The organism is Legionella nigrisilvae (assembly GCF_977063395.2).
The window spans coordinates 70,378-93,733 of the sequence record NZ_CDRUGZ020000038.1 but is presented as its reverse complement, the minus strand read 5'-3'; the positions used below and the strand labels follow the sequence as shown (position 1 = coordinate 93,733).

Below are 23,356 nucleotides of genomic sequence, written 5' to 3'. Positions count from 1 at the left end.
TTTTATTCTCCTTGTGTAAGATCGAGACTACCCGTTAATTGTAGTGTTATATACGCACCCATGAATTTGAAGTGAGGACGAACAATTAATACACACTTATACCATCCAGGTTCGCCAGGAACATCCTCTACACTTACTTTGGCCAGTCTCAATGGTTTTTTTGCTCTCACTTCGGGAACTGGATTGTCCATATCAACAACATAAGCACCAATCCAAGTATTTAATTCACGTTCTATATCATCACGTTCCTTTGCTAGACCAATTTTTTCACGTTGTATTACTTTTAAGTAATGAGCAAGCCTGCAAATAATAAACATGTAAGGAAACTGAGTCCCTAAACTATAATTGGTTTGTGCTGTTTTACCTTCAGGAGTATCTGGAAAATGTTTGGCTTTTTGAATTGAGTTCGCAGAGAAAAAAGCAGCATTATCTGCTCCCTTACGCATGGTGAGGGGAATAAATCCTTGTTCGGACAATTCATATTCCCGTCGTTCTGAAATGAGTAATTCCGTTGGGATTTTTGTTTGAATTTCACCCATGGCTTCAAAAAAGTAGGAAGGTAAATTCTCAACAGCACCCCCACCTTGGGGACCTATAATATTGACACACCAACGGTATTTAGCAAAACTCTGAGATAAGCAGCCTGCAAAAGCAAAAGCACTATTTCCCCAACAGAAGGATTCTTCACTTTTGCGAACATTTTCTTCGTAATTAAACGAACGGACACCATAAGATTCTTTGCCATAAGGCATACGTAACATAAATCGAGGTAAAACCAGACCTACATAACGCGCATCTTCCGATTCACGTAGGCTACGCCAGGCAACATAGACAGGACTTTCAAATATGGCTTCAATGTCATTTAAATGAGGCAACTCCGACATTGATTTGATGTTAAAAAACTCAGGGCCCGCAGCGGCAATAAAAGGCGTATGGGCCATGGAACAGACTGCAGCAATATTTCTGAGTAAGGTAACATCTTTATGACTTGGACCAAATGAATAGTTTCCGATTATTGCACCATAGGGTCTACCACCAAATTGTCCATATTCTTTTGTGTACACTTGTTTATATAAACCCGATTTTGGAATTTCAGGTGCATCAATAAAATCATCAAAAAGCTCGTCTTTAGATACATGGATGAACTCAACAAGGCTATTTTCGCGAAAATCTGTGCGATCCACCAAATACTTTAAGCTGCGCCATGCTGACTCAAGTTTTTGAAATTCAGGGTTATGGAGTATTTCATCCATTTGGGCAGATAATTGTTTATCTAAGTGAGCGATAATGTCATCCACTAAAGCAGGAGTTACTGTTTCATCAGTAAGCTTACTTTCAACAACATTATCGATAAAGGCGAGTAATCCTTTCTGGGTGAGGGCATACTGTTCCTCATCCTCAGTAATATTAGTGCCAGCAAATAATTTTTGCAGAGATTTTTCTTCTTTTTTCTTAGCGTTATCTTGTGCATCAGCCATGGCTGTCTCCTTGATTCAGCGACTCGATACTGCTTATTTTTTGTCTTTAATTTCTTTGACCAGTTCCTCGCGCGCCGCAGAATCTTTGATGATTGCATCCAATTTGCGTCGAAATTCTGGAATATTACCAAGAGGTCCCTTAAGCGATTTTAACGCTTCACGTAACTCAAACAGTTTTTGTAACTGAGGAACTTGATGAAGAATCCCATCAGGATCAAAGTCTCTGATCGATTCAAACTTTAAATCAACACTGACGGTATCATCTTTGTTTTTACTAAACCGGTTGGGTACGCGAACAGATAATTTGATGTCATGTTCTTTGAGCACATCATTAAAATTATCTTTATTAATATTTACGGTGGGACGTTTTTCTAAAGGAGCATTTATTCCCTGAGGATAAAACTCACCTAGAACCAGTTGACGCAAAGGGAGCTCAATTTCTTCCTCAACTCCTTCAATGAGCGCTTTATAAACAATATTAATCCGTTCCTTTGGAGCGACAGATTGATCCTTATTAGTCATTTTTTTTTCCTTATGAATAAGGTAGGCAATGATAAAATAAAAAAATCTTCTTATATAAATTAAACTAGCATAAATCTTCAAATTTGCAAAATTATTCTCCTAATCTACAATTAATTAAGTGAATGAAATTGAAGATAAATCTAATTTATGTCATTACGAATTACTTCTTGATGTATTATTTGCAATGATTCTTTTTACTAATCGGTTAAGCCCTTCAACACGATTAATCCTCATCAAACTCTGCTTCGTATTTTGGGACTTCCAGCCCTTGGCTTAAGAGCTGGGACTTGGTCGCCAAGGAGGTGAAATAACCTCCATAACTCAGTGCCGGGTATATTGCCGCTTTTTTTACTGTTGCGATACCACCCTTTACTTTCTCTACCCCGGTTTCGATTTTCTCTGTTACAGGCTCCAGTTTCTCGACCAAGGCGGATGCTTTACCAATAAGTGGTTCCACTTCTGATTTTAACGCACTACCTAAGTCGACAAGTGTGTCCGTTGCGACAGTAAACGCATGTTTTGCACTTCCCCATGCAGCCATTGCTCCCCCTATCAACGGTACACTTTGTGCAGTATTTAAACCTGCTTCTTCTAGCGCTTGGGCCAGTGCAGCAAGCTGCGCGGGTACTGCAAGTTCTCCCCCGCCGACCCCTAACTCCGCCATAGGCCCTCCCGATATAGTGCCCATTATATTGACGTCAGTACTTGCTAGATTAATTGTTGCATCAGTAGTCAAAGTTATAGCGGCCTCGGAGACAAGATCAATAGTGGGGGCGGTAATAGTAATTCCCTCTTCAGTTATGGTAATAGAAGATTCGCCCACAGTTAGTGAAATCGAGACCTCTGCTTCCTGCATAATAACAGGCGCTGTTTTCAAATTCGTCGATGAGTCTTGTTCATATCGCCAACCGCTACCTAATTTAACTTGAAAACCAGAGGTAGTATCAATCATTGCGCCAGCTCTTGAAATAAAATCAAGTCCGAGCACAGAAGACGAGCGAGCGCCAAAGCAAGAGTAATAATCGGCTCCATAAATGGTGTTTGAAGAAGTACCCTTAACGGTCACCAGATGATTTCCTCCAACGGTTAGTGCGCTATGATCAGCAATGTCGGTAATCGCATTTTTGCCCACTGTCTGGCATACGCTATTATCTGTTCTAAGACAATATCCTGCATCTAATTGTGAATTAAAGATATTATCTGTGCCTAATACCATAGTGGTATTGTTATTCGTTGTAGAGAATTGCATCCCTTTTGTTTTCCCATCCCGCTCATTAATAATGAACACATTGTTTTCTTTAGTATAGAGCCCCATATAATTTTGGCTATTTGCCGTAATGATATTTCGATGCGTGGAGTTACTTATTGTCCCGAGTATTATGGGTAAGTCTGGGTTACCAAATTGGAAACCGATTACCACCTCGTTTCCTTTGCGAAGGGGTAAATTAAAGGCGTATTGATCCCCAAGGTATGACTCCATTTTTCGCACCCATGCTGAGCCTTTCCCAGGATTGTCATCTCTCATTGCAAAGCGAAATTTGTACATTCCTTTTTTATTTATTTGTACGGTATCATCATTTCCTTCATGATCAATAAATGCAGGAAATAGGCCATTAATACGAGGAATATAATCTTGAATTGTGCTCCTGTAAGCAACCGATTTATCAATCGCTCGATATTCACATTTAAAATAATCCTCGGGTGAATGCACTTCCCCTGAATGCAGGGATAAGAAGGATTTTTTTTGAGAACCCCTATAGGTACTTTCAATAATTAACATGGGGATATTTAAAGGGTGGATTCGGAAATTCTGGTGTTGGATGATTGTTCCCGGAATAATAAGTGATCCCGAAGAAACTCCTGTTAAAATTTCCTTTTTACATTTATAACTTTCACTAATAAAATTGGCTATCCGCTGATTTTCTTTATTACTTTTGACGTTTTCTGCCCAAAAAACAACCTCACCATAACCCAGTTCATCAATCATGGCTTTCGAGGTGTAGGGTTTCGATGATTGTGCGTGATTGTATGATTTTACGGTGACTTTCTGTGGAAGAACTTGGGTGGTAAGTTGAATATTGTAGACTAGATTGCAGGTGGGATTTTTTTCACTGAGTGGGGTATAGGCTTGATAATAAAGGATACTGATATCCTGATTGTTTTTTAGCGTGGAATTGCTGTCTGTAATGACCAGTTTTTCGCCACTTTTGTCTTGGCTAAAGTAGTAAATTAAACCCTCCCGCTCCATCCACCGCGAAATGAAATTCCAGTCTGTTTCATTATACTGAAAAATAAATGCTTTAGGTTGGTGTTCCATCATTATGTCGAGTTCAACTTGCGTAATTCCATTTTTATCGAGGATGCTTTTTATAATTTGAGGTATCGATTGCTGTAGAAAAATTTCATTTTGTTTTATATGTTGGAGACGATGTACTTTCGGCATTAATTTAATTTTATATCTTTGGTACTGATCAATCGCATCGAGGTGAGAAAACGATACAATTTCTCCATTCAAGGGGGTGGTACCACTTATTTTTTTTGCAAATAGTAAGTGTGCTTTCTGGTTGATTACTTGCTTTGCCCGGATTACGCTCTTACTCACAAATTCTATATCAAACTGATATAACTCAGAAATAGCCTGCCTACCTTCGAACTCTAAAACAATAATTTCGGACGCGTTAACTCCTGGAATTTCTAATTGAGGCATCACTATTTGGGTTTTCATTAACACTCCTGTGCCTTGAATTGGTTAGGGCTATCGAATTGAGAATGACAATAACGAAGTACTCTTGTCTCTGTCAAGATAGCATTCTTATGCTTATCTTGGGGACTAATTAACAAAACTTTTTATTTTACGAGATTGACAATGATTTTCTCATCAATCATATTGTCAACAAATTTTAGCTGTTATCCACAGCACCAGGACTATTCTTCAAAGATGAAGATATTAAGAGATAAACCACACAGTATTATTACATTCAACTTCCGCCACCAAGGTAAACCCCAGCTCGCTATTACTATTATGGCTCTGTTTTCTTTTTTCAAAAAAGGCGAATTTTTAAGTTATGCGGATTTTTGGAAGCTTGCAAAAAAATCATTTAATTCCAACCAAGGTGAATTTATTGATTTATACATGCCCAAAAAAAGGGCGGAATTTTTTGTTAAAGGGTGCTGTTTTGCTTATGACGACAATACCAGTTCAAGTTTTGTAAAAGTAACGCTGGGCGACATGCAAAAACAATTAAATGTTTTTGGCGATAGGCAATGGGTAAAAGTAGAATCAAATTACCATTTATCCAAACCGGTTTGCTTCCGCCGTATGCCGATAACGTTAACGAACGCGTATGGTGGTAAGGAACATGAAATAAATCCGGAGGGTAAAGGATGGGCAAAAACGGACTCTTTCAATGAATTGAAGGTTCCAAATGTTGAAATTCCGACACACCTTATAAGATCCCCATCCGATGCTCCGCAGCCTGCTTTATTGTTACCTCATTCACCTACATGCAAATATCAACTTGATAAATTAGGAACATTTAACGACGATTGGCTAATAAATCAAAGCCCTTATTATCCATCTGACATTGATTGGCTCTATTTCAATCTTGCAGAAGCGGATCAGCAAAGTGAACATTATTTTAATGGGGATGAAGTATTTACTTGTGCCAACATGCATCCTGAAAAACCATTGATCACAAGTCAGCTTCCCGGCGTACGTGTTCGGTGTTTTTATAAACGTATTGACAGCACTGAGAGTTTAAGTGAATTAAACCTAAATCTGGATACACTTTGGTTATTGCCTGAAGAAGAAAAAGGAATTCTCATTTGGCATGGGGTACTCGATACCCAGGATATAGCTGCCAATGATATTGATTTTATCTACAGCGTAAGTGAATCCTTAAATGAACCGAAAAAGGATATTGAATATTACATTAAGCTTCGCAACCCATCCAAAGAAAGAGTTGTACAAACCAAGCTAAATGAGTCAAGAACCAAGGCTCGAGCGAGTCGCCGCGTTGGTCTTGATTTGGATTTCGATAAAGAATTTCAAGAGATTGCTAAAATTTTTCATCCGGGCAAGACCTTGGAAGAAATTGAAGAAGCCAAGTTTTTTAAAGGAAAAACACCCGAAGCAATACTACAAGAAGTAGCGCAGTTTTATAAAAATCAAAATCAAACAGTCCCAGTTTTTGATAAATTTTCATTTGAAAGGGCTCAAAAAAATATCCCTCCACAAAATATAAATTTTTTTGAGTATCTTAAAAAACACATCATCCAAAAAGAAGTTCCGGAAGAAAAACAATCTGAGCTATTAAAAACCCTGGAACAATATAAAGAACCCTTAAACCGTATAGATAAAATCAGCTCCTTTACACAATTTCGAACCGGGAAAGCGGGGAAATCACCTTATTCACGAGAAGAGATTATTCATGCTTTTCAACAAGGAAAGGAATTTTCCAGTGAGAATTTGGCGGGTATCGATTTATCGGACTTAGATTTATCAGGCATTAACTTATCAGGCTGTAATTTAAGCGAATGTAATTTAGCACGTACTCGCCTGAACAATGCAAATTTATCGACCACCACGTTGATTAATACCAATTTATCTGAAGCAATATTGGCTCGGGCCAATTTAACTCAGGCTTTAATAAAAAACTCGGATTTAAATCGAACTGATTTTAAAGAATGCGATATGCTTAGAACCCAGATTCAAGGGTGTTCAGCAAAAGAATGCAATTTTTCCGCAGCTTTTTTAAATTACGCCAAACTTAAAAACTGTCAGCTTAATGAAAGCTTATTTGTCAGTCTTAAAGCCAATTTTCTCGATATTTCGGACTGCAGCTTTGACTCCTGTAATTTTTCTGAGTCACGACTGCAATTTGCTACTATTAATAAATGTGTTTGGATAGATTCCAATTTTATTAAGGCTGATTTATCACATGCTCATTTTAATGACACAAAATTGTCTAAAGTGAGCGGGAATAAGGTCATTGCACCTAAACTCTCACTAACTAAATGTGCTATCGATAATCTGGTGATGGAAGATAGTAATTTTGAGCATTTAAGCTGTAAGGGATCACAAATTTCTGAATGTCGTTTCTCCAACTGCTCCTTGTCTTCTTTAAACCTGATGAATGCTCAATTAATTCGCGGTGATTTTATAAAATGTGGAATAACCAATTTACGGTGTAACGATCAAACTCATATATCAACAAGTAATTTTGAACATTGTGATTTAAGCAAAGGGGCCATTCTGGGTGGCCATTACGAACAGATCTCTATTGCTCAGTGTGAAATGAATGCTTCTCAGTTTATGAATAGTACCCTTACTAAATCAAAATTCAGTCAATGTAAGGCGAAAAAATTTAGATTTGTTAATTGTACAGTGGACTCTTGCTTTTTTCAGGACATTAATTTTTTTCAAGGTATTTTTCACAGTTCAACATTTGAAAATACTGAATTTAATCATTGTAATTTATACAGCATTCCGTTTATAAACTGTCGAAAAAACAATGTAAAACTACAGGATTGCTTGATGAGAACCATTTCGTTAAAGGAAGATGAATCCTTATGAATGCTGAAGAATTGGCAATTAAACTATCCAAAAGAGAAATAATTCAAAACGTATCACTAGAGTTCATAACCATTGAAAACATTGAGGCGCGACGTGCAGTATTTTTGAATGTGACATTTAAAAATGTGATGTTTAAAAACGTCTTATTGGTTGCATCTGTTTTTGAAAAATGTCGATTTGAACAGGTCACCTTGGAAGCATGCACGATTCAATTAGGTACAATAATTTCTTCTACAATAAATCAACTCAAAAGTCACAAGTCCAATTGGCTGGGTGTGGATTTTAACTCTAATGAAGGTTCTATCGATATTGGGGCTACAGAATCCGATTTCTCTAATACTAAATTTCGTGGACAGGACCTTAAAAATTGTGAGTTCATAAACTGTACTCTTACTAAAATCAATCTTTCAAAATGTGATCTATCTCAGGGTAAATTTATCGATTGCAATATGGAACGAGTAACTGCCAAAAATGCAAAATTTTCTGGCGTACTTTTTGAAAATGCCAATTTAGTTGCGGCAAATTTTGAAGCAAGTGAGTTTAATGACATTCATTTTAACGGCTGTAATCTTCATAGAAGTTTATTCATTCAGGCGAAAATCCAAGACACCGATTTTTCAAACGCATCGGAAACAAAACACATTAATTTATTTAAAACGACCATAAAACAAACGACGTTTAAAGGAATGAATTTGGAAGCAGCATGTCTCCAGGAGGCCCAATTAGAGGGGGTAAATTTTTCTGAATGCCTATTAAATCCAAGTAATTTTAATCAGTCCAGGATAATAAATTGTCTTTTTGATTCTGCTAATTTAACTCAATCATTATTTGAAGAATCCGAAATAAGCGATAGCTCATTTATCCATGCCGAATTAAGTTATGCGCGATTCAATAACAGTGTTATAACTGCTTGCAATTTTTCCAAGGCAAATCTAAATTTAGCCACATTACATCATATTAGCGAAGTCAGGGTTAATTGGGAGGATGCAAATCTTGATAACGTATTGAAAACCAATCCAGAATTATTGGAAGCAGAACAATGGACATAAAATTAAGGAATTCATCATGCTTGAATCGGATGTAGCCAACTTAAATAACAAAGGCGAATTGTTGAAGGGAAAAATCAAATTCTTTTCAGATGATATCTACCATATCCTTCTCCAGGGACAATTAGTTCGTGCTCAGCCAGCATTCTCCTGTTTAATTACGCCTTTAGTTGATGACGAAGTATTACTGTTTAAAGACGGAACTAACTATCATATTTTATCGATTATTCATCGTCTACAAACCGCTGCTTTATCGATAAAATTGGGAAATCATTTAAGTCTGGTTGGTGAAAATAACCATTTAAAAATTAATGCACCAACAATCAGCCTAATGGCAAATGATACAATTAATTTAAGTGCATCCTCACAAAATATGGAATGTGATACGGGAAAATTTTCGATACAACACGCTCACTTCCGAGGACAAGAGTTAAACTTTTCATATCAATCGCTCAAGATGATTTGTCAGTATATCCATACCATCAGTGACACGGTTAATACTCAAGCATTACGGGTTTATCACTGGGTAAAGGAACTGGAACATCAATTTTTAGGGCGAATACGAACTATTGTAAAACACAATTACCGGATTGATTGTGATGAAATGGAAATTCATGCTGAGGGTGATACCAAAATTGCTGCGAAACAAATTCAGTTAGGATGATGAAATGACAATGGCGTGTATGCTAGGTGGTGAAGTATTGACTCCCGGTCCCATAGATATCTGCAAAATGCCTCCAAGGGGTGTTCCTAATCCTTTTATGAATATCGGTACTTGGCTCATGAGCGTGGATTTCGTTCCTGCAGTATTAATCAATTCATCACCAAGCTGTAATACAGGAACGATTATTCCCGAATCAAACGGGGATCAGGCAGGAACTATGGGGGGAGTGATTTCTGGAACGTTCATGCTAATAGTCACACCCTTAACGGGTGCATTTAATGTACTTTTAGATGGCTTACCTGCAAATAATCTGGGTATGACTGAAACTTTCTCAAATGATACGAACACAACAGGGATTTATTCCATCCCCTCACAAACCGATGTGATTGCAACCTGATATGGGATAGTTATGTGTTGTGGCTATTCCCGTGGCTTCTCCACGGGATCCAGCGATACTTGTATGATTTCCTCTATGTCCCGGACACCCTTTCCCAGGTTACCCCTACCCAGAGTAGTGAACCACCAATTAATAAAGCTTATTAACTATTTTTTAATAAGGATAGTTGGGATGGGGTGCTATCAGAATTCTTGTCAGTTGTTTTAAAGAACTGTGGTCCAGAAGAAGCTGTAAACTGATTTAAATGCTTCAAGAACTCATCCATTAATGTTAATTGATTTTTAAAATCTTCCTTCAGATGAGAATTAACCAAGCGTTTTTCTTCAAACATCTTAATTGAAAGCTTAAGTGCCTCAGCAGGTTCTAGCGGGCCATTTTTATCTTGATAAGCACTCAATTCAGAAGAAATTTCACTTTGAATGGCAATAAAAGGTAAATGATTTTCTATAGCCGTATAAAGATTGAGAGTAAATAGTTGTTCTAAATGAGCTTTTAGCTCAGACTCATCTTTTGCAAACTGATTGAGAAATGCATTTTTTAGGGTGATGAAACCAGTTAATATTTGTCCCATGGAATGTTGTTTGGAGATTAATGGCCGATGACCAAATTGTTTTAGGTTTTCATTAACGTAAGGATAATAATCTGCACGTTGGCCGCCACGAAATTGCATTATTCCGTCACTATAAAGCCAGGTAGTCAATTCATCTGGGTCTAAAGAAGTCGTTTTAACAACCTTTTTTATGAATTCGCGCATTTCTTTTTCATAGATGCTGAACGTAGAGAAGTTTGGCATGAAAGATCCTTATTCATCATTAAAAAACGAAGCCTACCCAAAATACTAAGGGTGGTAAAGCCTTATTTATAAAAAAAGCCGATAATTATAGCCAAATTAGAGAAAGGTATTTTACTATTAAGTTACTGAACTTTAGTTATAAATTTTGTTTAATTTTCTCGTACAAAGAAGTTTTAATCCCTATATGATAAAAGCCCGCAAAAGTATGTAAAGGGATATCCATTACATGAGCAAAAGTATGATAAATGGAATTACTATTGATGGTTGCTGATAAAGGTATTTGGAATCCGAAGGGTGGATAATTAAGATCTAAGGCATTAATGGTTTTAACTGCTTTCACACCTTGTAACCAGTGTTGTACAGAATCTTCTTTTTGGTACACCGTGCAATATGCATGAATAGGTAATGCAAAAGTACCGGTCTGCAAACCATATTGATTCGCAAATTGAGGATCATATGCAATACAGTACGCTCTTAAACTATGATCTTTATTGTATCCAATAGGAACGACACAACCCCTTTTTCTCGAGGTAGCTAGCCCATGTAATTGGGCGACTACATTATTACTTTCAATCTCCCTTAAAATCCAAAAATCATGAACAACACGCTTAAAGAAAGGGATTGGCAGCCGAAACATGGCTGCTTGAATACAATATCCTTGCATAAAAATCTCCCAGTAAACAGCGTCCTTCATTCGATTCTGTATTTGAGCCTTACCTAAATCTCCATTCCCTGTTCACTTTATCTCATTTTTAGTATAGGCGCCGGGATGTATTTAGGCTTCCCGTTTAATTAATGGGAACGCCTGGTTTAGATGTCCGGACTGATACAGGAAGGTCTTTGGAGGTGGTATTTTTAAAAAAACCAAAGGTTTTTAATGAGATTCCGACGTCAATATCCGAGTTTAGTTCCACATCAAAACTGTGGTCATGAGCGAGCGTTGGCTTATAATCGGTTTCTACGTCCATTTCGGAAAGGACATCGGTTTCTGAATTGACATCCGAATCGTGATCAGTTCCTGAACTCTCATCAATTTCAAGATCAATTTTTTTATGGTTAACTTTATTGAGTTGCTCTCTTAAATAGTCTGCAATTTCATTTTGAATACTGGCAACGGCCTTCTTATAAGCAATGCTTAGTGATTTTTTTTGCGGTGAATTACTAGAAAGTTCACATAAATACCGAACAATTCCAGGATGTTTAAATTTAACTGCTAATTTTAACGCGTCCTCGATAGTACGTTGGGTGAGTGAATTAATTTCCTGACTGCATAAATAGGTAACAATACTCTGCCTGCCTTCTTTAACCGCGAGCAGAAAAGCCGCTTTAACAGCAGATTTACTTGGCGGATTCAGTGGAGAGCGACATAAAGTAATAAATGTCTCCGTATGATTGCCTTTCACCGCCCAATTTAGGGCTTGATTTAAACTATGTTGGGTTGGTTTTGTCTTGGTTGTCATTGAGCAAAAAAATTCAACGAGTTCTGATTTTCCTTTTTTTGCTGCAGTTATCAGGCCATGATTGATCAAACCCTGATCCGATGAATAAGTAGGAGAATTGTATAGGTAGGTAACAATTTCCAAATGCCCATTCATAATGGCATGATCCACTGCTTCTTCAAATTCTGCCCGAACTATTTTTCTCGGTAGGTCATGAAAACATCGAACCAAGGGTAAACAACCGGACTGACAGGCTTTTACAAAAGCTCTTTGAATGATGGAGCCTCGGGGGGGATTTGTTGATAAATTACAAAGCCCTTGAATTGCTTCTAGATCCAAACCAGCTACGGCATGGTTGAATGCTTTTTCAATTGCACAAAGAGAGGGCGGATGTTCTTCTGCATCTGCCATAAATAGAGCAATATCCCAATATCCTAATTCGCTTGCCGAATGAAACCATTTATTGATTGCTGATTGATTTGCGAGAGTGACACCAGAATTATAAAAATATTGAACTATGTTCAACTTGCCACGGCTAATGGCTTGATTAAGGATTTTAATCTTGATAGCGGAGGATTCGTAATCGTAAAGATCGAAGAGGTCCTGGATGATCTTTAATTCACCTTCTGCTGCTGCCCCGAGAATGATTTGTTCCAGTTCATCTTCATTTAAGGTCACCCTATCAAGGTGACAGAGGTGAGATACAACATCCCATTGATTTGCTTTGGCAGCAATAATTATCGCTTGGTTACAATCTTCCAATGGGATTTGTTCTTCCAACAGAGTAATTAAACCAAGATTGCCATATTTTGCAGCCTTAAGAATAACGTTTTTACCTTCATATTCTTTCTCTGTCCAGTTAAGCCGTTGTATTGGGGGACTTTCTAATTGTTTAATGATTTTTTTTCTGATTAATTCGTTATCAATGGCCGCTAGAATTTCAATAAGAACACGCTCGTATTCACTGACCCCATCTTCTGGAATTACAAGGGGTAAAGATAGAGCCTCAATAAAGGCATCCAGGTTAAATTCATTTCCATGACAAAGAAAGGCAGTTTGAGCGATTTTTGCCTGCAATGCATATTTGTTATTGAGGGTGTATTTTGCTTGCGGTTGGATGAGTTTAAATACATTAAGTTTGCGAGACGCTTCAAGCCAAATATCTTCGATAATTTGATAATTACGACTACTAAATTCACAATCTTTAGTTTGTTCAACAATACATTCGATGACACGTTGTTTTATTTGTTCACTTCGTTGGGAAAGTATGGCTTCGCAATCTGGGTATCTTTTGAGTTGGCGTAATAATTTTTCATCTTCTAATAGGAATGGATGTTGAACAAGATTATCAATAATTGCTTGGAATACGAGTTGCGTCACGGGCCCTTTTTTCTTTGAAAGTATCAAAAATAATGCCATTAATTGGAAAATGAGTTCGGGATCAGAAGTATGTTTTAGCGTGATTTGCTGAATAAATTCACTGATATTTTTTTCATTGATGTATTCAGAAAGTTTTGGTTTATAAGGTAATAGGTAAAATATGGCGCCTTCATTGTTGGATAATAATTCTTGTGCATGTTGATCGTCAATTAAACGCGCTAAATGTTCTAGGATAGCAGGGGAAGACTCGCGGGCAATTACATTAATGAGGCCAGGTAGTACTTTGGTGAGCGTCTCAGCCTCATTCAGAGTATTTCGTAAGGCTTCCACCCATTTCGAATCGGTATCTTCTTCACAAGTTAATAGTGCTGCGTGTAAAAATGTTGTTCCAAATAGTTCATATAGGGCTGAAAAATTCGTTGCGGTTAAGGTAAATTGTAGGGGTTCTTCTTTTTGAGGAATATTCTGAAGTTCGTGCTCACTAAACACTCCCTGGAGTGAGTAGCTTTGAAATCCTCGTTCATCACTACTTGTTTTTTTAACCGCTTCCACAAGGGGCTTGGCTTCCGGAAAATGATTAAGTAAAGCATATAAGAGAAACACTTCGTTGTCTTCGGAGTGTAATGTAAATAAATTGTATTTCAAAAAATCATGAAGTAAATAGGTTTGCAAAATCTGTTCCGGGCTAGTATTGCGCTGAACTAACCAGAGTATAAATGCCGCGAACTTCTGTGTATCAGAGATCCAATCTCTACATAATCCTATGATCCCTAACGGATTTTTTTGCTGGGATAGCTTTTTGTTAAACAGGCTTAGATGGTGTTCAACCTGTTGAATGTCGTCAATAAATTTCTGGTTATGCAACTCAGAATCAACACATTTTTGGATTTCAGGAAGATTTTTAAACAATGCATCATTTTGTTGATAAAAATTAAGTGTATGGCCGCTGTCTTCCTGCAATAAAGCCCGAAACAATTCGAACAATTTAGCATGGAGCAACGAATTTTCTTTATCCACTTTAGGTAGTAGATATTTAAGGGTAATTAAAAATAAAGAATCCTGCGGATTTTCTTCGAATGTTTTTCTGCAAAATTGAAGATAATCCATGAATAAAATGTGTTGCTCTACCTTCTTAATGTCTTCCTGAGTATCAAGACCTTGTAGCTTTCCAAGACGGGCATTTCTCAGAAGCACACGGTTAGTGTGACGTGCTTGAAGTTCTTCCAGTTCGAGAAGTTCTCGAGATAGGTGTTGATTAGATAGATGAAAAATTTTTTCATCACTTTGAAGCCAGTTAAAAAGCTTTGTGATCATCTTTTGGCTCGAAAGGGTAACGTAAGCATAAGATGTACTACAAATGATCTTGAGTCAAGATATTATTTGTGCTTTCAGAGTCAAATTTGAGCTCAGTGATATTGGAAGATCGGTAATGAAAAAAAATATTAACCACTCTAAAAATAGAGCATGGTATGCATTAAAAAAACAGTAGGTTTGTGGATTTAGTTGTTAGTGGGAGTTGCAAAAAATATTCTAGCTTGATCCATGAGAAATACATTGAAATAGGAGGTAAAGAAATGGGAGTAAGTCTGATTAATGGGCGCATAACCAGACTTACATGCAGACTACAACGAGGAGAGTAACCACATCCTTGTGGTATAGCGTCTTCCATGATGCTATAAATTCCTTTTAAGACATCCACTGTCATTCCTCGTTGTAGTAAGCATAACAAAATGTTTTAAATTAGCATTGCCTTTTTATCTCATATTCGTGTAAGAAATTTCTCAAACTTGAGATTGAACCGCAAAAAAACAAAATTTGCTCTACGTACTCCGTTTATATGTAAGTGTAAAAAAACATAAGGCATCTTGAGATAAAAATTAGCTGGCAATTCAATCCCATCTCAAAGAATAAACTTAGGGCAAGGCGTTTAAAGAGAGATCTATAGGCCTTAAAATTTTTGGATTTCATTTAATTTAATTTTTTTATATAAAGTTTTCCGTGTTAATCAATCCTTAAGCTTATGTGTTTTACACTGATAAAAAGTCAAGAGGAGACTACCATGTCAAACAAGAAACTAACTGAACGTTTAAATCGGGAACTTGATGAGCTTGGAGTTCCTGCCTTAATGACAGAACGCGTACAAGTGTGCTCTAAGTTGTTCCAATTACCTAAATTTAAAATTGAAGCTCTTTTACATGGAGTCATCGCTTTGGACTCTACCTCCATGCAAAAAGTTGCTAATGAGCTCGAGGTCAGTATGGATTGGTTGTTTGGAAAAACCAAAGAAACCACTCATTAGTCACATTAACCTAGCCCGGGAGACAAAACTCCCGGGCTATTCATAAGAACCCATGGGCTAAGCTTTAACAGGAGTGACTCATGAGGCAAGACTCATACGGTATCCACCCCTTCATTGAGAATCAAGTTTTGAGTAAGACATAGAACCATAAAACTGGAAGCATAATAATTGCAAATACTAACGTTTACATGCACATGAAGTAGCATGTAAACGATGAATGAAGTGAGATGAAACAAATAATTTAATCGATTAGTTCCAATGAGGAACTTTCAGTGATGCCATAGGATTTATTTTGCATATCATGACAAACGATGATAAACATTCACTCCATGGTTAAAGACATCAACAGCGTTTGCAATCCTGGGAATTGTAGAGTTACCTGAAAAAAAGGCGATTCCTGCTTGTATTCCTCGGCCAACATTACCACCTATACCCAAATTGTTATATGAGTTAGGGGCGATTGCTTCTAATGCGTGAATTGCCACGTCGGGAAGATATTCAATTGCTGAGGCATCTGGATTAGTAAGATACTGAACCATAACTAAAGTTGCAATGATGGCATTGTAGCCACGATAGACAGTGAGCCAGTTCAAAAGGTTGTACGTAGATACAGATTGTGAGGGGGTTTGTTGTTGCTTTTCATAAGACATTATTAGTACTCCTAATTCGTGATCCAAAAAAATTATTCCTCGCGCCACATTATAAATTAAACAATATTTAAATCACATATTTAATAAAAAAGTATTTTAAGAACAATTATTTACTGAGCGTTACTGAGCGGAAACTCTTGGGCTAAAAAGTAATCAAAGAATAGTTGTATCCATCTTACATTTTAAAACTATTATTGGCTGAGGGGCTAAGCTTCATCCCATTAAGTATTTTTTCGAATACCTCATAATTATTGGAATGGGAATTGGTATTAATTATGGGAAAAAGTAGATGTTGAAAAAAATCGGCTCTTTTTTCGATTTCTTCGGCATAGGTCTCTGCTACAAGTTCAGGCTCATTTTTAAAAGCGCCACAACCCCAGGCACCCAGAACTGCATGGGTTTGTCCCACAAGGATTAAGGTATCCAGTTGAGCCGCAATTCGTCGGCGTAAATCTTCTCTATGTTCTTTTAATACACTAGGCTCTTGTGATTGCGATTCAGCAAAGTGCTCGGGCGCAGCGGATCTTAATTCATAAAAAGAAAAAATACTCTCTGAAGGGAGAAACGCATAACTTAATTCTGGACTGGATGTAAGTCCAGATCCTCCATAGTCATCTACCGTCGAAGGCAGCAATACTTCCGGACCTCTAAAACATATTCTAGGTTCTGCACTATGGAGGGTTTTATAAATATCTGCAGTATCTAATGTAGGACAACGTGCTTTTACAATATCGTACTCGAGTTGGGTCATCCTTTTTCTAGCTTCTACTAATGAGGCTCCTTCTTCAGTATATATAAACAGGTTTGAAGTCTTATCGAGTTTGACGATTTTATCCATCAATGAAAGTAAACATGAACTTCGGTGCCACATATTTTCTTCTTGAGCACTCCCACCTTCTAGGACAGCACCTCCGGGATATCGAGAATTTGCCATATTCAATACGGTGTAAATTACCGCATTTTTTTTGGTTGCTGTTAACGTGGCACTTCCCCAATCCTGATATTGGACTTCAACTTTCGGGTCAACCGAAGAAGCCACAGGTTTTAATTTTTTCCAACGTTCGAAATTACTAATTGCCGTTTTCTGTAAATCTAGATATTCCTTGGGAGTAGTTACTTTAATTATTGTTTCGTGGATACTATCATGGCGCCAAAGATTACCAGATAAGCTTCCTGTCAGAAGGTTGGGTCTATGTGAGGAGTGAACCTCATGAATGGTAGAATAAATGTCATTTGCAGATACACGACCTCTGAAAAATCTCAACCGACCTAACATAATCTAGATCCTTAACTTTTGTGCATATATCGCAATGGACTCCAGTTTTCCTTTGGTTATGCGGGCAATAAAATAATCAATAAGAGCATATATTTATCATAGTGTATCTAGTTTGGAATTCAAGAAGATCTTCTAAGTTTTCACTAGTATTCGTTGAAAGATAAGAATATTTGTTTTTCTTGAGCTTCGTCGTTTTATTAGAAAAAAAGCTGAAGAGAGGCCATAATATTTTTATCTATAATTTAATTCATTAAATGAGGTATATTAAAAGTTCATAAACAAGGAGTGTTTATTATGATAAGAAATTCCATAAAAAATTTGAGTGGTCTTGTCATTCTTTCTTTTTCAATTCAAGCCCTTGCCCATGATACGATTCGAGTGCATGTCAAAACGAATGAAAAGACAGCTGCTGCATTAGGATATACTGTAGATGGTAAAAAAGTAGGAGCTCGAGGAAAGTATTATGAAGGAAAAGGGCCGGCAAATAGAGAATATGTGTTTGGATTTAGGAAAAATTCGGCCTTTGGTCCCGACGTGCTATGCGGATCCCAAGTTCTAACTAAAGATAGTATTGTCACTTTAATTACTAAAGGTGATAGTTGCTCAATTGTAGTTAATTAAATAGGAACTGTAGAATTAGTTCATGCTTTATGATGTATTCAATGAAACATCATCGAGATGGAGTCTATCGGAATGATAGTGCTGCATCCTCGATCATTTGTTCATAAACCAAAACTAAAACTGAACCATGATGAACCTCCAAAACAATATCAGGTGTTTGAGCTCGATTAAAACATGAGGTTTGTCCTGGAAATGAAAGATGAGTATTATTGAGCTCCCATCGCAGACCAATTGAAGAGAGGATTGCTTCTGGTATTCCCATTAATGAAATTTTTGTATGGACTGGCAAGGAAAGATTAATCTTGGATTGTGCATTCAGCACAAATCCCCTTATCGGTGGTGCATATAAAAGACAGTTGGTCCCCATAAAGATATTCATGTTATTTAGTACATGATCCAAATGTCCCCCATTTACCCCAACCACAATAGCGGGTAATAAATCCTGGTCTTTTAAATAACCCAGGGCTTTTTGATAATCACTCCTGCTTTGATCCGGGATATGAAGAAAAGGGTGGTTTTTCAGAAGAGCTGGATGGACTGAATCTAAGTCCCCAGTGATTAATTGAGGACGAATTCCCTGTTCAAATAAACTATTTGCCGCGCCATCAGCTGCAATAATTGGCAAATTCATCGCAATGAAAAAAGATGAATCAGGTAAATTTCCATTGAGGCATAAAATGGATTGATACCCAGTTAAATTAATTACATCGTGTATCATAATGTCTTTTTAATAAAATAAGGAGCAAACTGACAATTAAACCCACTACATTAGAGCTGGTTACAAAAAATGAGTCGGTGCTACTTCCATATATGATCCAAGCTACTGAACAAATGAGGTAATTAATCAGCATAATCATGGAGAGATCTTGGGTTGATCGGGTTTTTAACGATTTGATAATTTGGGGTAATAAACCAATAAAGGAAGTAATAAAAGCAATCATACCTGAGAGCATAACAATAGACACATTTTCCTCCGCTCAGACGAATGAGATCAGGTTCAAAGGGTTGGTTTAATTCCTCTCAGCCATTAACGGGCACCCCCAATGTACAAAAATCATTCTAACATGAATCATGCGAATGCTGAAGGTCTATTTAGAATACGTGCGTTTTCGTTGTAGGTATACACCGAGACTCTTTGTGCAAAAGGTTTTGATTTCGTACTATTGTGCTCAACTTGACTTTCGTTTAATCAAAAAGCAATATTTTTTTATCTGTTCAAAGTGATTTTTTCTTAGGATAATGAGACCACGATGTCAGTTTGGTAAAAATTTTTTCCTCCAAATTGATATTAGAGTAGATCATTGATCCTTAAAGACTGGTTCCTTGAGGATGTTTTTTCAGATAAGGAATAAAAATGAAAAGAATTACATTGTTAATCATGGGATTGGCCCTAACGGGTGGAGCCATTGCGGAAAGTGGTCCCAAAGAGGAAGTCCGCCATATTGTGACACTCAATGGGCTTACTCAAGGAGATGGACGATATATTCGAACTGATGTTACAGAGAATGGTCAATATAAATATGGCTATTATTTTTGTGGAACCCGGCATAGCATAGTATATGGTGATATGGTGTTTGCGGATGAAGTAGGTGAGTCTTACCGTGTGGAACGATCGATTAAATTTTCGATTTGTCAGGATGAAACGTTAAGCGAATGTGAAGAATTTGCCTCGGACCATTTTACTATTTTTAAGAATAAAGAAGGTTATTTAGAAACCGATAGTCGTCCTGTCTTACCTATTAGTGTAGCCTCACTAAAAGACTCCTTTAAAGCATGTCAACCTAACCCAGAAGAAGATAATCGGATGAAAAAAGTAATTCATGCTGGGAGTAATTATTTGATTCGTAAAGGTTAATTGGAAATAGCGCTAGGAGGCGCAGCATACCCTTGGGAATTTTGCTACCATCTCCCGTAACATTCGGGATGTCTTAGGTCTTGCTGCGCTTATCAAAGCCTCAAGAAATCATGGCCGAAGGTCCCAAATTTTTTCTTAAACTTAGAGCAAAAATAGCGAGATTTTACTATAATGGCCCGCTTTCTTTTTTAAAATGAATATTATGTCCCAACCACGAACTTCGATTTTGCTAATTGGATTATTATCAGCCTTTTCCTTACTTACCTTTGACCTTTATCAACCTTCGCTGCCTTATATCACTAATGTTTTTGGTACCACTCATAGCTTAAGTCAATTAACCTTAAGTATTTATTTGCTTGTGTTTGGTGTGACCCAATTGATCTGGGGACCATTAATCGATCATTTTGGACGACGCCGTTTGTTACCAGGCAGCTTGTTCCTTGCTGTTCTTGCCAGTTTAATCTGTGCTTTTGCAACGAATATCTATGTACTCATTCTGGGACGCGCCTTACAAGGATTTGCTTTGTGTTGTGCGAATTTGATTGCTTTTTCAATATCTCGGGATTTTGAGGATACCATAGAGCGAGCTAAGGTTCTGTCCTATGTTTCGATGATTGTTTCAATATCACCTATTCTTGCTCCGGTATTGGGTTCACTGATTTTTACCTATTATGGTTGGCAGGCTAATTTCATATTAATGGCGGTAATTGGAATAACACTATTACTGCAATCGCGTAAAGGATTGTTTGAGTCTCCTTTTTGGAAACAACCTCAAGAATCTTTTATGGTTAATAAAGTAATTAAAGCCTACCAAGAGATCATTCCATCTCCCACTCTTTGGAGTGGTTCTTTTATTATGATGTTTAGTTTCGCAGCCGTAATGCTTTCGGTGATTAATTCGTCCTATATTATTATTGATCAATTTGGGTTTTCCCCTTTGGTATACGGTATTATTTTTATTATTAATGGCTTAAATATAATTGTGGGCAACTATTTAGGTATTTGGCTTCGTAAATATTTCAGCATGGCATCGACTATTTATCTTGGAGCTTGGTTTATTATTATTGGTGGGTTTGCGATGTTAGTGTGCGCAGCTTTTTATGAATTCAATTTGTATGCTCTATCTTTTGCATTAATTTGTAATTTAGGAATTAGCTTAGCTGCTCCTGCTACCATGTCCATCATGCTCGCAGATTATAAAGAAAATACCGGACTTGCACTGGCTATAATCCATACCGTGCGTATGTTTGGCTCATCGGTTTTAACAATCATAAGTGCCTATTTGCTAATGCAAACGCTAAATGCCTTGCCTTTAGGTTTAATTGTTTGTGGACTTGGTGCGCTTTATAGTTCTTGGCATTTTAATCGTCTAACAGCCGAATCGGATGACTCAGGATTGCGTGAGGCAGAAGCTGCCTAGTCTGCACGTTATTTACCCAAGGAAGACTCTGATTAAATTCATAATCCAGGATGTATAAAGTTCTTCTTATGTAATTCTTAGAATTTCAAGAGGTGCATGTGGTATCATTTTGTTTTCACACGTACTTATTGTAAAGAATGAAAATTAAAATTTTCTTTTATGGATTATTAGTAAATCTTCAAGTTTTTGCTGCTCCTCATTTTGTACCGGCGGAACCATCTTCGGCCAGTCAGTATGAGATCAACGGAGCTGCATTATGTTCAACTGCTAAAGAAACCCTGGCTTATTTAAATAAGGGCAACCATTATGATTCACGTGTTATTCATGAGGGTACTGTTTTCCCTGTACCCGTAGCACGAGTCAAAGCCACTTTAATATTCATTTGCCAACACCAAAACGAATTGAACAATCCTGCGTTTATAAAAAAACATTTTGATTTCGTTCGCTGGTATCCTGATCTGGAACAAGCGAAACCTTTGAAGAGAAAAAAATCACTTCTTGCTCATTTGCCCCAAGATAAAATTTTAATGACCAAATATTATGTACACCGTGCAAAGGCATCAACCCAGCCTAGCGCAGCCTATCCATTTGCTCTGTACGGACTTCCTCGAGATGAGGAATCATTAACAGTTGAAGAGGCCGATGCAAAACCCGAATTGACACGTTTCCACTATGGGAAGCAAGCTATATTAAAAGGTGCATTGACGAATAAGAATGTTCCTGTTTTGGCTTATTTTAACCGAGATGATCTAGAAGCGGCATTAATGCAGGGCACTCTGGTCGCAGATTTTGGCAAGAACCAGACAAAAATCTTTAATGTTCATCGTTGCAATAATATTGCATACGACAAAGCTAAAAACCCCTATCAACAAGAACGTTACTGGTATTTTAAAGGGGTAGCAGGAATTAAAGGGTATGGAAAAGACGCAGATCATAAAATTACAGTAAATCCAGAGGTCACTTTTGCCGCAGATCTTGAACATTTTGGTTTAGGGAAACTGTTGTTGATACAATACCCCGATCGAACAGGTAAAGTGGTGACCCGAGCTGGTATTTTTGCAGATACAGGTGGTGCATTCCAAAACAATTTATACCAAGTTGATTTTCTAGCAGGGAGTTATGCGGGGAGAGAGGAGTTCACCCAAGCAGCTCGTCATTTGCCCGATTATGTGGCTGCCTACTTTATGGTGTTGAAAAAATGAAAACTTTCATATTCTGCTCATTGTTTTTAAACTCTTTGGCCCATGCATTTTCGTGTTATGATCCGCAAGTTATCCATCAGAAACCTATCCAATTTAATAAACAACGAATTGCTTTAACACGCCAATATCAATTAGCTCATTATGGGATTGACTCTAATTCAATTGAAATTGAACCGAAAATGATCGTCTTGCATTGGACATGTATTTCTACGCTCAAGGCGACTTTTCGTGTTTTTGATTCGCCTACGTTCCCACAGAACTCACCCCGTATTAAAGAATTGCCGGGTACCTTGAATGTCTCAAGTCATTTTTTAGTTGATCGTGATGGAAGTATTTATCAGCTCATGCCAGAACACTGGATGGCAAGACATGTTATTGGATTGAACCATTATGCGATCGGCATTGAAAATATAGGCGGAATAGATGGTAAGGATGATCTAACTGAGGCCCAAACTAAAGCCAATGCATTTTTAGTGTGTTATCTCAAAAAGAAATATCCTGAAATAGAATATGTTATTGGACATAATGAATATTTGAATTTTAAAAACACCTCACTTTGGCTTGAACGCGATCCGAATTATCAAACCGATAAAGAGGATCCCGGTCCAAATTTTCGAAAGCGTGTCATGAAATTAGTTCACGGTTAGTAACAGAATTAAAATGTGGTGGGATTTAGTTTAGCGGACCTGGTGGTCAAAGAATAAGATCAACTATTACTATAAATTTATAGGTTTACAGT

General features: G+C 37.3%; 20 protein-coding genes and 1 riboswitch. Of the genes, 10 read left to right on the top strand and 10 right to left on the bottom strand.

Annotated features, from left to right (window positions below; translation table 11 throughout):
- Positions 1 to 2: 2 nt before the first annotated feature.
- From tssC to ACWTE2_RS22785, 3 genes are all read right to left on the bottom strand, one after another.
- A complete protein-coding gene (tssC, locus tag ACWTE2_RS22795; RefSeq protein ID WP_454784521.1) occupies positions 3 to 1,478 on the bottom strand; it encodes a type VI secretion system contractile sheath large subunit in 1,476 nt (491 codons plus the stop codon).
- A 33-nt stretch (positions 1,479 to 1,511) separates the two neighbouring features.
- Entirely contained in the window at positions 1,512 to 2,000 is a 489-nt protein-coding gene (gene tssB, locus ACWTE2_RS22790; RefSeq protein ID WP_182391764.1) for a type VI secretion system contractile sheath small subunit, read from the bottom strand.
- A gap of 223 nt (positions 2,001 to 2,223) precedes the next feature.
- Positions 2,224 to 4,725: a type VI secretion system Vgr family protein gene (locus ACWTE2_RS22785; protein ID WP_454784520.1), complete on the bottom strand. Its 2,502-nt coding sequence runs from the start codon at positions 4,723 to 4,725 to the stop codon at positions 2,224 to 2,226.
- A gap of 213 nt (positions 4,726 to 4,938) precedes the next feature.
- On the opposite strand from ACWTE2_RS22785, the gene ACWTE2_RS22780 reads away from it, so the two are divergent.
- Genes ACWTE2_RS22780 through ACWTE2_RS22765 form a run of 4 tightly spaced genes read left to right on the top strand, consistent with a single transcriptional unit; the run spans position 4,939 to position 9,682 of the window.
- Entirely contained in the window at positions 4,939 to 7,575 is a 2,637-nt protein-coding gene (locus ACWTE2_RS22780) for a DUF2169 family type VI secretion system accessory protein (RefSeq protein WP_454784519.1), read from the top strand.
- A complete protein-coding gene (locus tag ACWTE2_RS22775) occupies positions 7,572 to 8,624 on the top strand; it encodes a pentapeptide repeat-containing protein (protein WP_454784518.1) in 1,053 nt (350 codons plus the stop codon). Before ACWTE2_RS22780 ends, ACWTE2_RS22775 begins: the two co-directional genes overlap by 4 nt.
- Positions 8,625 to 8,640: 16 nt before the next feature.
- A complete protein-coding gene (locus tag ACWTE2_RS22770; protein WP_454784517.1) occupies positions 8,641 to 9,285 on the top strand; it encodes a DUF3540 domain-containing protein in 645 nt (214 codons plus the stop codon).
- Positions 9,286 to 9,289: 4 nt separating this feature from the next.
- Positions 9,290 to 9,682 carry a PAAR-like domain-containing protein gene (locus tag ACWTE2_RS22765; RefSeq protein WP_454784516.1) on the top strand — a complete coding sequence of 131 codons (393 nt, stop codon included), beginning with the start codon at positions 9,290 to 9,292 and terminating at the stop codon, positions 9,680 to 9,682.
- A gap of 142 nt (positions 9,683 to 9,824) precedes the next feature.
- On the opposite strand, the gene ACWTE2_RS22760 is transcribed toward ACWTE2_RS22765, so the two are convergent.
- The 3 genes from ACWTE2_RS22760 to ACWTE2_RS22750 all read right to left on the bottom strand — a co-directional run bounded on the left by ACWTE2_RS22760 (position 9,825) and on the right by ACWTE2_RS22750 (position 14,608).
- The gene (locus ACWTE2_RS22760) at positions 9,825 to 10,475 is read right to left on the bottom strand and encodes a hypothetical protein (RefSeq protein WP_454784515.1); all 651 of its coding nucleotides are present in this window, start codon (positions 10,473 to 10,475) and stop codon (positions 9,825 to 9,827) included.
- A 136-nt stretch (positions 10,476 to 10,611) separates the two neighbouring features.
- The gene (locus ACWTE2_RS22755; RefSeq protein ID WP_454784514.1) at positions 10,612 to 11,139 is read right to left on the bottom strand and encodes a hypothetical protein; all 528 of its coding nucleotides are present in this window, start codon (positions 11,137 to 11,139) and stop codon (positions 10,612 to 10,614) included.
- Between the two features lie 124 nt (positions 11,140 to 11,263).
- A complete protein-coding gene (locus tag ACWTE2_RS22750) occupies positions 11,264 to 14,608 on the bottom strand; it encodes an ankyrin repeat domain-containing protein (RefSeq protein ID WP_454784513.1) in 3,345 nt (1,114 codons plus the stop codon).
- Between the two features lie 745 nt (positions 14,609 to 15,353).
- Here ACWTE2_RS22750 and ACWTE2_RS22745 point away from each other — a divergent pair.
- Complete coding sequence (locus tag ACWTE2_RS22745) at positions 15,354 to 15,593, top strand: hypothetical protein (RefSeq protein WP_454784512.1); 240 nt, start codon at positions 15,354 to 15,356, stop codon at positions 15,591 to 15,593.
- 299 nt (positions 15,594 to 15,892) lie between these two features.
- On the opposite strand, the gene ACWTE2_RS22740 is transcribed toward ACWTE2_RS22745, so the two are convergent.
- Entirely contained in the window at positions 15,893 to 16,243 is a 351-nt protein-coding gene (locus ACWTE2_RS22740; protein ID WP_454784511.1) for a hypothetical protein, read from the bottom strand.
- 175 nt (positions 16,244 to 16,418) lie between these two features.
- On the bottom strand, positions 16,419 to 17,519 hold the full coding sequence (locus ACWTE2_RS22735; RefSeq protein ID WP_454784510.1) for a poly(ADP-ribose) glycohydrolase domain-containing protein: 1,101 nt from the start codon (positions 17,517 to 17,519) through the stop codon (positions 16,419 to 16,421).
- Between the two features lie 294 nt (positions 17,520 to 17,813).
- Between ACWTE2_RS22735 and ACWTE2_RS22730 the strand changes: the two genes are divergently transcribed.
- Positions 17,814 to 18,140: a hypothetical protein gene (locus ACWTE2_RS22730; protein ID WP_454784509.1), complete on the top strand. Its 327-nt coding sequence runs from the start codon at positions 17,814 to 17,816 to the stop codon at positions 18,138 to 18,140.
- A 64-nt stretch (positions 18,141 to 18,204) separates the two neighbouring features.
- Here ACWTE2_RS22730 and ACWTE2_RS22725 read toward each other — a convergent pair whose 3' ends face one another.
- Together ACWTE2_RS22725 and ACWTE2_RS22720 are read right to left on the bottom strand one after the other, a co-directional pair.
- On the bottom strand, positions 18,205 to 18,858 hold the full coding sequence (locus ACWTE2_RS22725; protein WP_454784508.1) for a thiamine diphosphokinase: 654 nt from the start codon (positions 18,856 to 18,858) through the stop codon (positions 18,205 to 18,207).
- Entirely contained in the window at positions 18,839 to 19,105 is a 267-nt protein-coding gene (locus tag ACWTE2_RS22720; protein WP_454784507.1) for a SemiSWEET family sugar transporter, read from the bottom strand. Before ACWTE2_RS22720 ends, ACWTE2_RS22725 begins: the two co-directional genes overlap by 20 nt.
- A riboswitch (TPP riboswitch) is annotated at positions 19,092 to 19,192 on the bottom strand. It overlaps the preceding gene by 14 nt.
- Before the next feature lie 302 nt (positions 19,193 to 19,494).
- Between ACWTE2_RS22720 and ACWTE2_RS22715 the strand changes: the two genes are divergently transcribed.
- The 4 genes from ACWTE2_RS22715 (at position 19,495) to ACWTE2_RS22700 (ending at position 23,264) form a co-directional block, all read left to right on the top strand.
- On the top strand, positions 19,495 to 19,995 hold the full coding sequence (locus ACWTE2_RS22715; RefSeq protein ID WP_454784506.1) for a hypothetical protein: 501 nt from the start codon (positions 19,495 to 19,497) through the stop codon (positions 19,993 to 19,995).
- Between the two features lie 202 nt (positions 19,996 to 20,197).
- Entirely contained in the window at positions 20,198 to 21,415 is a 1,218-nt protein-coding gene (locus ACWTE2_RS22710; RefSeq protein WP_454784505.1) for a multidrug effflux MFS transporter, read from the top strand.
- 137 nt (positions 21,416 to 21,552) lie between these two features.
- Positions 21,553 to 22,617 carry a hypothetical protein gene (locus ACWTE2_RS22705; protein WP_454784504.1) on the top strand — a complete coding sequence of 355 codons (1,065 nt, stop codon included), beginning with the start codon at positions 21,553 to 21,555 and terminating at the stop codon, positions 22,615 to 22,617.
- Positions 22,614 to 23,264, top strand: a complete 651-nt coding sequence (locus ACWTE2_RS22700; RefSeq protein ID WP_454784503.1) for an N-acetylmuramoyl-L-alanine amidase — start codon at positions 22,614 to 22,616, stop codon at positions 23,262 to 23,264. Before ACWTE2_RS22705 ends, ACWTE2_RS22700 begins: the two co-directional genes overlap by 4 nt.
- Positions 23,265 to 23,356: the final 92 nt, after the last annotated feature.